The organism is Fibrella musci (assembly GCF_041321105.1).
In the GTDB taxonomy this organism is placed as follows: Bacteria; Bacteroidota; Bacteroidia; order Cytophagales; family Spirosomataceae; genus Fibrella; species Fibrella musci.
Genome location: NZ_JBGGWD010000002.1, coordinates 685,018 through 695,402 on the forward strand (window position 1 = coordinate 685,018; position 10,385 = coordinate 695,402).

Below are 10,385 nucleotides of genomic sequence, written 5' to 3' on the forward strand. Positions count from 1 at the left end.
GGGTCTGACAATCACTTACAACATGGCCCGCCAGAACAGCGTGAGGCGTTCGCGCTGGGTATAGCTACCCGAATCGGCAGCCGGAGTCTGCGTGATGCTGCCATACTGGCTCAGGCTGTAGATGCGGGCGGCAGCAGGCAGCGTCGCGTATTTCACCAGCGCCTGAAACCACACCGCGCGGTTCTGATAAGGGGCCAGCAGCGTGCGGCCACGGCTCAGCAGCCGGTGCTGCTTGGGCGTCCAGACGGGCCGACGCAGGTGCACCATGCCGTTGCCCATTAGCAGATCGGGCAGGGCTTCAGGCGGCGCGTCGGGCAGGAGTTCGGTCAGCAGAAACAGGCCCAACTCGATATTCAACAGCCGGTTGGCCGTTTGCCCGTGCAGGTCGTACTGGTGCTTGATGCGCGTGGCCAGTGGTTCCTGCCAGCCGAAACGCCCACCGCCACCGTATGTCGGCAGGGGCAGGGAAGGCAGCGTGTCGGCAAAACCGACTACTGGAGCAGTGGGGTTAGCCGAAAGGCGGGTTGAGTGTGCTATCGTTTTCATTAGTTGTTGTCGTTGTTGTTTGGTACTGTTCGAGCGGGGTCACGCCAGCAGGTGAGTCAGGGTGCGGACGCGGTTGCGAAAGAATCCCACTGATTTGGGGCTGAACCGGTTGCCATCGCAGCTGATGTCGAAGGCTTGGGTATCGTGCGGGAGCCGGGCGTAGCGGTCGAGCAGATCGGCCCAAAGGGAGCGTGTCCCGTCAGGGCGGGATGGTTGCGTGAGTTGCGCCAGCATCAGCCGGGCTTTGTCGAGGCTGCGGCGTTGTTTGGCCGTCGGGGCGGTACCGTCGATCAGCAAATCGGGCAGGGTAGCCGGCGAGGCCGACGGGCTGATGGCGGCCAGCAGGCACAGGCCCAGTTCAACGTCGAACAATTGGCGAGCTGAGAGTTGGCTCAGTCGGGGTGTACGCTGCGTCGGGCCGACGGGCAGGGCGGTTAGCGTGGGGTTGGTTTGAGGACGCTGTCTAAGGTTCATGATGTTCGTTCTATAATGTCCTGTACAAAGATTTACCCCCCAGAACGTAATCTTTTTCCGTTGTGCTATTCTTTTTCAATTATTTTTCGCGTGAAACAATTGAACGCAAAGGCGCGAAGGGTTCGCAAAGAGCGCAGCGTCTTACTGAAAAAAGAGACGTCTTCGCGGCCTTTGCGAACCCTTCGCGCCTTTGCGTTCAAATCATACTCCTATGCCGATAACCCGCTCTGCTTTTCAACGCTATCGCCTGATCGATGAGGTGATTAGTCGCTACCCGCGCCAGTATTCCAAGCAACGGCTTTTTGAGCTTTGTCAGGACACCTGCGGTATCCGGTCAATTTCGTCGCTCGAAAAAGACATTCAGCGCCTGCGCGAAGACCACGACGCCCCCATCGCCTACGATAAGCGCGCCAACGGCTATTACTACACCAATCCGCAATTCAGGCTGCTGAAGCTGATGCTCACGCCCGACGACATGGAAGCGCTCGACTACGCCCGCGAGGTACTGGCCGCTACGCAGGGCGCCTCGGTCGCCGACGAACTCACGAGCGCCTTGCAGAAAGTGCGGCAAAGCCTCGACATCATTCGGGAAGTCAAACCCGGCGATCACCCCGATGGGGCCGGACGGCGGGTGGTGTATGTGGAGGAGAAAATTCTGGGCGGCAACCGCCACTACGTACCTGTGCTGATCCGGGCCGTCAACCAGAACCGACAGATTGAGTTTCGGTACCAAAAGCACGAGGACGTACCTGGCAAGCTGACCCGCAGCACCGCCCCGCCCCCACCCCTACGCACGCTTCACCCCATTCTGCTACGCGAAGTGTGGGACAGCTGGTATGTAATCGGCTACGACGAGAAAACGGGTGGTGAACGCACCTTCGCCCTCGACCGCATGAGCGACCTGAGCATCACCGACGAGCCTTGCGCCGTGCCGCAGACCGTCATCGACAACGTGAGCGAGCTGTTTGAGCACATCTATGGCATCACCGACAGCAGCGGCCCCGTCGAAGAAATCATACTGAAATTCAGCCCCTTGTTTGGCCGCTACATCAAAGCCAAGCCCATCCACCAAACGCAGGAGATCATCAGCGATACCGACACGGCCTGCGTGGTGCGCCTGCGCCTGGCCCCCAACCGCGACCTGCTGATGCACCTGCGTTCCTACGGCGAGCACCTGTGTGTGCTGAAACCCGAGAGTCTGGTGCAGGAGATTAAAACGTCGCTGGAAAAAACACTGGCCGCCTACCATGCCTGATACGCTGCACACCTTCACAGCACCCCTGCTTCGCTTTGGTGACAAGGGCGAAAAAACGGGCTGGACCTACATCGTGTTGCCAATCACCATCACCGAAGCCATGAAACCGGGCCGAAAAACGTCGTTTCGGGTGAAAGGCCTACTCGACGCCCACCCAATCCATCAGGTGGCGCTCATTCCGATGGGGCAGCAGGACGAACCAGACGAAAACTGGAACGGGGCGTTCCTCATGGCCATCAACGCTGGTATGCGAAAAGCCATTCGCAAAGAAGCAGGCGCCAGCATCACCGTCAGTCTGGAAGCCGACGATTCGCCCCTGGTCAACTCCGACGATCTGATGGCCTGTCTGGCTGATGACCCGGCAGCGCTGGCCTTTTTCGAGTCGCTCACGCCGGGGCATCAGCGCTATTACAGCCGCTGGATCGAGGAAGCCAAAACCATCGAAACCAAAACCAAACGCATTACGCAGGCCGTGCAGGGTTTCAGCATGGGCATGGGCTATTCAGAGATGATCCGGTATTTTAAGAGCCGAAAAGACTGACCAGCTTTTATGATGATAACGTCATTTTCTCCTGTTACCAAATAGAATAAGTGGCGTCTAAAAAACCGTATGCAGACGCTTTTCTGGCTCCTGGTCAGCCTCTTCTTCGTTGGACTGACCCTCAACACGCTCCACTACTTCTTCTACGCCGCCATCGGACGGGCGGGCAGCGCCGACGATGTGACGCCCACACCCGACATGCCGAAACGGCGTATTGCGGTGCTGGTGCCAGCCTACAAAGAAGATGCCGTTATTCTCGACTCGGTGCGGGCCAACCTACAGCAGGATTACCCCGCCGATCGGTTTCGACTGATCGTCATAGCCGACTCCTTTCAGCAGCATACCCTCGACGCACTGACGCAGCTAGCCGCGACGACGCCCGTAACGGTGCTGCCCGTTTCGTTTGAGGTCTCGACCGTAACGAAGGCTATCAACGCCGCCCTCGCTACGATCTCGCCCAACGACTTCGACATCGTGATGGTGTCCGATGCCGACAACCACCTGGCACCCGATTTTCTGAGCCGGGTCAATGCGGCGTTTGCTGCGGGTTGGCGCGCCATTCAGGGGCACCGGGTCGCCAAGCCCACCTCGGCCTACGAAACCTCGCGCGTGGCTGTGCTCGACGCCGTCAGCGAAGAAATCAATAACCACATCACCCGCCGGGGTTACCGCGTGGCAGGGCTGTCGGCCACGATCATCGGCTCGGGCATGGCGGTCGAAACCGGCCTGATGAAAGCCGCCATGAGCAACCTGACGACTATCGGGGGTTTCGACAAAGAACTCGCTATGAAACTCGCCGTGGATGGTCATCGCATCGGTTACCTTGAAAAGGCATTTGTGTATGACGAAAAAGTGGCCAAACGGGCTGTTTTCGAAAACCAACGTACCCGCTGGATTGCCGCGCAGTATCAGTTTGTGGTCGACTATTTCAAGCCGGGTATGGAAAATCTGCTGGCGGGCAACTGGCTGAGCGGCATCAAGCTCGTACAGGAAATGGCATTACCCAAGGTGCTGCTGCTAGGCATTTTGCTGCTGACGACCCTCGTTTGCGCGATCGCCGGACACGTACCTACGCTCCTGCTATCGGCCATCCTGCTGCTGACCCTGATCGTGAGCATGGCGCTGTCGATCCCGGCCTATCTCTGGCAACGGCTGTCGTTCCGCGACCTGGGTGTCGTCTTCACACTCATGCTCAGCTTTGGTAAGGCGCTGCTCAACATGCGCAAAGCGTTCAAATCGTTCATGCACACGCCTCATAACGCATAGGTTAGTTTAAAGTTTGGTGTCTAGCGTTTAACGTGGTCAGCAGCGAATTGCCTGAACAGAACGTTAAACTCCGAACACCAAACATCAAACGTCAGTCATGCTTCCACTTATTTCGCTCATTACGATCAACTATAATCAGGCCGAGATGACGCGGCTGTTTCTCGACTCGGTCCGTCAGTTGACGTACCCGAACGTTGAGGTGATTGTGGTCGATAATGCGTCGTCGCCCGCGCTGAACACGCAGGTCGATCTGGGTACGTACCCGTTTGTGCGACTGGTGCGGAGCGAGAAAAACCTTGGTTTTACGGGCGGCAACAACCTCGGCATCGAAGCCGCGAAAGGCGATTATTTTTTCATCGTCAACAACGATACCGAACTGGAAGCCAATCTTCTCGATGAATTGCTGAAGCCGTTTGCGCAAAATCCGCAGGTCGGGGTGGTTTGCCCTAAAATCCGTTTTTTCGACGCGCCCAACCTGGTGCAGTTCGCGGGCTACGGACCCATGAATATGTATACGGGCACGGCGCATCTGGTCGGCTTCAACCAACCCGACGGCCCACAGTTCGACGCCCCGGCTAACACGCCGTTTGCCCACGGCTGCGCCATGCTCGTCAGCAGGGACGTGGTGGAGAGCGTCGGCCGGTTTGCTGACCGGTTTTTCCTCTACTACGAAGAACTTGACTGGTCGCAACGCATCCGCGACGCGGGTTTCCTGATTTACTACCAACCCACGGCCACGATCTGGCACAAAGAGTCGGCGTCGGTGGGGCGCGAAAGTACCCTACGTACCTACTACCTTACCCGTAACCGCATTCTGTTTATCCGGCGGCACGGTTCGCTGGCACAACGGCTTATTTTTTACGGTTTTTTCGCCACGGCCGTACTACCCAAGCACATGGCCTCGTATTTGCTGAAAGGTCAGTGGAAACACGCTAAAGCCTTCGTCGACGCCACCGTCTGGAACGTCTGGAACGGAACGGCTTCGCCTGTTTAATGAATAATGTAAAATGTACGATGCATAATGAACTGATATGACATCCCTTAATGCGTCAGCGATCCGCCGTCAGGCTCATTGTACATTGTACATTATTCATTGACATTCATCCATGCCCCAATCACTCTCCCTTTTCCTGAGCCGCTGGCGCTATAACCCCTGGGTGTACGGGGGGATGGGCATTGGGCTGGCCTTGCTGGCGGGGGTGCTCATTGCTAAAATGGGCATTATGGGCGGGCTGGCTGTAATTGCTCTGCCCATTGGAATTGTGGTGCTGCTGGCAGTATTGCTCGAGCCTAAAATCGGGGTGTATATCTACGCCAACCTGAGCTTCATGATCGGGGCAGCCCGCTTTCTGGATGGCGACATTCAGGTTGGGCTAGGACTCGACGGACTGCTGATGCTCACCTTCGTGGGTACGTTGCTCAACGCCCGACGTATGGCCTGGCATCGGCTGAAGAACCCCGCCTTTTTCTGCGTGTTGCTCTGGCTGTTCTATACTATTCTGGAGTATTTCAACCCCAATTCACCTTACCCGCCCGCCTGGTTTTACCACGCCCGGTCGTTTTCGCTTAGTTGGGCGTTTCTATCGTTCATCGTACTGGTCAACCCCATCACCCGCAACGATGTCTGGCTGATGGTGAAAACCTGGATTGGCTGGTCGATTGTCGCCGCTTTCTGGGGCTTCAAACAGCAATATGGCCATATTCTCGGCCTGCGCGACCTCGAACAATCGGAACTGAACTGGCTAGCGGCGGGTGGTGCCCGCACGCACATTCTGTGGGGACAGCTACGGAGCTTCTCGTTCTATTCCGACGCCGGTCAGTTTGGCTCCGAAATGGCGGGCATCACGCTCGTCTGCATCATCCTATTTATGGCCGAAAAACGGTGGCTCTACCGGTTTGTCTATCTCGGCCTCACGCTCGTTATCTTCTGGGGATATGCCGTATCGGGCACACGCTCGGCCCTGTTTGTACTCATTGGCGGGTTCGGCGCATTTCTAATTCTTCAGCGTAAGGTCGCTCCGATTCTGTCCAGCGCCATGGTAGGTTTACCTTTGCTGGCTATTCTACTCTACACGCACATCGGCGATAGCGTATACCAGATTTACCGCATCCGCACAGCCCTGCGCCCTACGCAGGACGAATCGTTTCTGGTACGGCTCGAAAATCAGCAGCGGCTCAAACGGTATCTGGCCGATTTACCATTCGGAACGGGTATCGGCTCGTCATCCGGGGCGGGTGTGCGCTTCACGCCCTGGCACTGGGCCGCACAGATTCCGCCCGATAGCTGGTATGTGCAGCTTTGGATCGAAACGGGCATCGTGGGGCTGAGCGTCTACCTGTTTGTGTTGGCGGGCATCATCCTGACGGGTGTCTGGCGACTCTGGCACCTCAAAGACCCGTGGACCATCACGCTGATGCTCCTGCTTCTCAGCGAATTCATCGGTATCTGTGTAGTCAGTTATTCGAACCCAATTTTGGGGCAGTTTCCGACCAGTACCATGCTCTACATCAACTCCATGCTTTTCGCCTCAGCTAATCGGTGGGAGGAGAAATAATGTATAATGCACAATGAGCGAGCATCGAACTGCGGGCATGAGTGGTAAGTCTGCGTCAGCGGTACGCCGTCCATTCATTATACATTATTCATCGTACATCGTGCATTGAAGAATACTATGGACATTATTTGCGTCGGTCAGACCACCTGGGAGGGCGATTTTCAGAAGGCTATTGTACAGTTGAGTTGCGAATTGGCCGTTCGGCATCGTGTTCTGTATGTCGATTATCAGCATACCGCCAAAGATTGGGTGATGGGCGCACTGGGTCGCCAGAAGGACGTACCTGTACGAAAAATTGCCCGGCTGGAAAGCCCATTGACGACCAAAGCCGGCGAGCAGGGGAGCACTGTACACGTGTGGCAACCGCCCGTGATGCTGCCGATCAACTTCCTACCCGACGCCGCTCACGACCGGCTGCTGACCCTCAACGTGGGTCGGCTATTGACTGGCCTTCGCCGCGTGATAAAGCAGCTTGGCTTTAAAAAACCGCTGATCATCAACGGCATGCACCCAGTTTTGGGCCTGCCGATGCTGGGAAAGCTCAACGAAGCCGCCACGATTTATTACTGTTTCGATGAAATCACGATTTCGCCCTGGATGCGGCAGCACGGTGGGCGCTACGAACAGGACTACCTCCGCAGCGTCGATGCCGTTGTGACGACCTCCGAAACGCTGCGCCGGGTGAAAGCCCAGACGCAACCCAACGCCTTTTGCGTGAAGAATGGCGTGAATTTCGACCTGTTTAGCCAGGTACGTTTGCTGATTGAGAAAAACCCGCCCACCAAACCCGTAGTTGGCTACCTTGGCACTGCCGACGATCGTGTGAACGTCGACATCGTAGAGCACTGTGTAAAAACCATGCCCGACGTGACGTTTCAGTTCATCGGCGAGATCAAAGAGCCAGCTATCATCGATCGCCTAAGTACGTTTCCCAACGTAGTTTTCACGCCGCCGCACAAACCCGAACAACTCCCACCGCTGCTCGCCGGGCTGTCGGCCACGATGATTCCGTTCGTCTGCAACGCGCACACATACACCATCTACCCCTTGAAAATCAACGAGTATCTGGCAGGCGGGTTGCCCGTGGTATCGACGCCCTTCTCCATTCTGGATGATTTTACGGGGATTGTCGCGATGGCCGATACGCCCGAGGCATTTGCCAAATCCTTACGCCACGCCCTAAGCGATCAAGCCCCTGACCGCATTCAGGCCCGGATCGACATGGCCCGCGCCAATTCATGGGCACACCGCGCCGAAGAATTCGAGACCGTATTTGATCAGGTGCTGGCCGGAAAAAAAGTGGTGAACTAGCCGCTCAATAGCGCTTCACGACCCGGACTTTTTCGGCGACTCCAGCCACGTGGAGGTAATACGCGCCGCCTTCCTGACTGACGGTGGCCTGCGGTCGATATACCGAATGATCAACGTAGCGGTATTCATCCTGCTGCCAGCGCTCGCCATCGCTGAATACAAACACCGTCTCCCGATTGCGGAAACCGCTGAATTGCCCCTGTAGATTACCCTGTTTGATAATGGTCATGGCCGAGTTGAGTTAGATAGATTGATGAATACCATGTGCCGCCCATAGCGACTTCAACGCCTCTACCTGCGAGCGGTGCCGATCGATGTGAAAGCGCAGGAATTCGAGCCGCTGCCCGAACGTCATCAGGCCTGAAATAGGGTGTGGATGGGCTTTCCTGAGCAGATCATCTTCCTGGAGAATAGCGCAGAAGTCGGTCAGGCTGGTTTGCAGGCCGTGCAGCGCCGACGACCAGTAGGCCAACGGTCCACCCATACGCGGGGCGGCGACCGCCGGTACCAGTTCTTTCTCCTGCCACGTCCGCCGGATCACCTCCTCGATGGTCAGGTCATCGTTCGGACCGACGCCTTCGTAACTCACCGTACCCGCCCGGATACCCAGCAGCGTTTTCCACATGCCCAGGATACCGCCCTGCTCTGCCCAGAACAGGTGCTCGGTAATGTCCACGGCGCTCCACTGATCGGGGGCTGGTTCCCACTGCGCCGCTGTCTCGTCGAGATCGGCTACCGCGTCGAGGTACCGCTGACGGGCAAGACCAACGTTATGCAGCAGGTGTTGGGTGGTTATCATAACGACTGGTTAGGCAAGGAGCAGCAATATCGCAAAAACACTGACAACCAGCCACCACCGCTTACTAAGCTGCGTTGTATCGACATGCTAGTATGTACGATGATTCTGCCCCCTGAGCAGGATTCACGAAGCAAGAGCACAGGCTCTGTTTATTTTTACCGATTAACCAGCCGATTCCGCTAAAAGGGAAACCCGCCTATCAGGCAGCACACAAGACCTACACTCTGCAAGACAAGGCTCCAGCCAATAACGTAATAGGTATCGACAAGTTGAATAAAAAATGCATTCGTCGTCCAAAAAGAGGCAAGTATGCATAGTAAGCCAATTCCTAAAAGAGCTAATTTATTATCCATTGATTGACTATATACGCAGCGCGTGTCTCAGACAAAAGACGAGTTAACAAATACAAAGTATACTTTATTCAATCCAGTATGCATAGGCGAGCCTATTCAACTATAAAATAAATGTAAACCATGTTTATTACAGACGTTTTTATTAATTAAATTATTAACGGTATGTGTGATACAAAGTACTAAATAGAAAACCGTTAGCGACTAATTGGTATTGGCGTTACGGTATACCCTAATGCTCTCAATTGCTGAATAAGCCCCTGCTTATACATCAGATGCCTATAACCTACCGCAACAAAACAGTTATTGCTTGAAAAAGCGTTCTCTAACAGGCGAACCCATCTATTATTTCGTTGAACCAACAGAGGCGAGCGGCCAGCATTTTTCAGCAAGTCTACATCGAATTCATAATTAATATCAAATCGCTTGTAGGCACTAACTATGTCGCATCCTGTCAAATCATCATCAAGCATCATTTTCATGAACTGAATACTATAGGACGCATACAATGAATCTTGTAAAGAGCTAAACTTTTTAGCCTCTTCGGTTAGCAAACTAACTTGTTCTGTATCTAACGATTGAACCGATTTCCTGTCTTTCATTGCTACTTGCTCAATATGATGGTCCATCAAACCAGCTAAAGCAGAATCCGTCTGACAAAAATTCAGTAAGTATGATCTAGATGTTGTTAATGTAAGTAATAATGGATTTAGCTTATAATAGGCTCTATCCTCTGCTTTTTTCACAAAATCAGAAAAAACCTGATCTTGTGTATTTGTTAAAAGTGAATTCCATTTATCGGTATTCCACCCTGTCTGTTCAGAAGGCGGTTGTTTTCTGGCATCAGAAATGCGTTCTTCAACAAACAGAATAGTTGATCCCTTTAATTTATCAACAACGTTGGTTAATGAATCAAAGAAGTAAGGATTTACTTCATGAAATGTACCAAATAGATACGATTCATTTTTGCTTCCTTCTTTGCTTACTTTCCAGAAAATAGTCCTGGGCTTATCCTGGCTATAAGCATTGGATAAACAAAAAAGTATCAAAGCAATAAATAATCCGTTTCGCATTCAATTTATTGGCAGAAAGCTGGCACCTGACGACTATTCATGAAAGAAGAAGCACTGGATAAATTACATCCTGTCATTCAATGTACCCAAAATATACCAGAATCGAACGTACCTGGTCAGCTAACCTACTTATGCACTCAATACCAGCGGGCAATTAAGGCTATCGTGTGACATCATAGTAGCAAAACGGGGTACGTGCCGGTTAACACGTACCC

At 54.0% G+C, this 10,385-nt stretch carries 11 protein-coding genes; 6 read left to right on the plus strand and 5 right to left on the minus strand.

Annotation, left to right across the window (positions count from 1 at the left end; all coding sequences use genetic code 11):
- Window positions 1-15 precede the first annotated feature (15 nt).
- Window positions 16-546: a pPIWI_RE_Z domain-containing protein gene (locus tag ACAW74_RS08580; protein ID WP_370697774.1), complete on the minus strand. Its 531-nt coding sequence runs from the start codon at window positions 544-546 to the stop codon at window positions 16-18.
- Window positions 547-585: 39 nt separating this feature from the next.
- Entirely contained in the window at window positions 586-1,020 is a 435-nt protein-coding gene (locus ACAW74_RS08585; protein ID WP_370697775.1) for a pPIWI_RE_Z domain-containing protein, read from the minus strand.
- 211 nt (window positions 1,021-1,231) lie between these two features.
- On the opposite strand from ACAW74_RS08585, the gene ACAW74_RS08590 reads away from it, so the two are divergent.
- The 6 genes from ACAW74_RS08590 (at window position 1,232) to ACAW74_RS08615 (ending at window position 7,948) form a co-directional block, all read left to right on the plus strand.
- On the plus strand, window positions 1,232-2,275 hold the full coding sequence (locus ACAW74_RS08590) for a helix-turn-helix transcriptional regulator (RefSeq protein WP_370697776.1): 1,044 nt from the start codon (window positions 1,232-1,234) through the stop codon (window positions 2,273-2,275).
- Window positions 2,268-2,816 carry a YdeI/OmpD-associated family protein gene (locus tag ACAW74_RS08595; protein WP_370697777.1) on the plus strand — a complete coding sequence of 183 codons (549 nt, stop codon included), beginning with the start codon at window positions 2,268-2,270 and terminating at the stop codon, window positions 2,814-2,816. The genes ACAW74_RS08590 and ACAW74_RS08595 overlap by 8 nt, the downstream gene beginning before the upstream one ends.
- A gap of 69 nt (window positions 2,817-2,885) precedes the next feature.
- Window positions 2,886-4,082 (plus strand): glycosyltransferase family 2 protein, encoded by a 1,197-nt coding sequence (locus ACAW74_RS08600; protein WP_370697778.1) that lies wholly within the window; start codon window positions 2,886-2,888, stop codon window positions 4,080-4,082.
- A 97-nt stretch (window positions 4,083-4,179) separates the two neighbouring features.
- A complete protein-coding gene (locus tag ACAW74_RS08605) occupies window positions 4,180-5,076 on the plus strand; it encodes a glycosyltransferase family 2 protein (protein ID WP_370697779.1) in 897 nt (298 codons plus the stop codon).
- Between the two features lie 112 nt (window positions 5,077-5,188).
- Window positions 5,189-6,637: an O-antigen ligase family protein gene (locus tag ACAW74_RS08610; RefSeq protein WP_370697780.1), complete on the plus strand. Its 1,449-nt coding sequence runs from the start codon at window positions 5,189-5,191 to the stop codon at window positions 6,635-6,637.
- A gap of 117 nt (window positions 6,638-6,754) precedes the next feature.
- Entirely contained in the window at window positions 6,755-7,948 is a 1,194-nt protein-coding gene (locus tag ACAW74_RS08615) for a glycosyltransferase (RefSeq protein ID WP_370697781.1), read from the plus strand.
- A 4-nt stretch (window positions 7,949-7,952) separates the two neighbouring features.
- Here ACAW74_RS08615 and ACAW74_RS08620 read toward each other — a convergent pair whose 3' ends face one another.
- The 3 genes from ACAW74_RS08620 to ACAW74_RS08630 all read right to left on the minus strand — a co-directional run bounded on the left by ACAW74_RS08620 (window position 7,953) and on the right by ACAW74_RS08630 (window position 10,170).
- Entirely contained in the window at window positions 7,953-8,177 is a 225-nt protein-coding gene (locus ACAW74_RS08620; protein WP_370697782.1) for a hypothetical protein, read from the minus strand.
- Window positions 8,178-8,189: 12 nt separating this feature from the next.
- Window positions 8,190-8,747 (minus strand): DinB family protein, encoded by a 558-nt coding sequence (locus ACAW74_RS08625; protein WP_370697783.1) that lies wholly within the window; start codon window positions 8,745-8,747, stop codon window positions 8,190-8,192.
- Window positions 8,748-9,294: 547 nt separating this feature from the next.
- Window positions 9,295-10,170: a TraB/GumN family protein gene (locus ACAW74_RS08630; protein ID WP_370697784.1), complete on the minus strand. Its 876-nt coding sequence runs from the start codon at window positions 10,168-10,170 to the stop codon at window positions 9,295-9,297.
- Window positions 10,171-10,385 lie beyond the last annotated feature (215 nt).

Bases quoted from the DNA above. Each gene is read 5' to 3' on its own strand.
- ACAW74_RS08580 (WP_370697774.1), bottom strand. From the start codon at position 546: ATGAAAACGATAGCACACTCAACCCGCCTTTCGGCTAACCCCACTGCT.
- ACAW74_RS08585 (WP_370697775.1), bottom strand. From the start codon at position 1,020: ATGAACCTTAGACAGCGTCCTCAAACCAACCCCACGCTAACCGCCCTG.
- ACAW74_RS08590 (WP_370697776.1), top strand. From the start codon at position 1,232: ATGCCGATAACCCGCTCTGCTTTTCAACGCTATCGCCTGATCGATGAG.
- ACAW74_RS08595 (WP_370697777.1), top strand. From the start codon at position 2,268: ATGCCTGATACGCTGCACACCTTCACAGCACCCCTGCTTCGCTTTGGT.
- ACAW74_RS08600 (WP_370697778.1), top strand. From the start codon at position 2,886: ATGCAGACGCTTTTCTGGCTCCTGGTCAGCCTCTTCTTCGTTGGACTG.
- ACAW74_RS08605 (WP_370697779.1), top strand. From the start codon at position 4,180: ATGCTTCCACTTATTTCGCTCATTACGATCAACTATAATCAGGCCGAG.
- ACAW74_RS08610 (WP_370697780.1), top strand. From the start codon at position 5,189: ATGCCCCAATCACTCTCCCTTTTCCTGAGCCGCTGGCGCTATAACCCC.
- ACAW74_RS08615 (WP_370697781.1), top strand. From the start codon at position 6,755: ATGGACATTATTTGCGTCGGTCAGACCACCTGGGAGGGCGATTTTCAG.
- ACAW74_RS08620 (WP_370697782.1), bottom strand. From the start codon at position 8,177: ATGACCATTATCAAACAGGGTAATCTACAGGGGCAATTCAGCGGTTTC.
- ACAW74_RS08625 (WP_370697783.1), bottom strand. From the start codon at position 8,747: ATGATAACCACCCAACACCTGCTGCATAACGTTGGTCTTGCCCGTCAG.
- ACAW74_RS08630 (WP_370697784.1), bottom strand. From the start codon at position 10,170: ATGCGAAACGGATTATTTATTGCTTTGATACTTTTTTGTTTATCCAAT.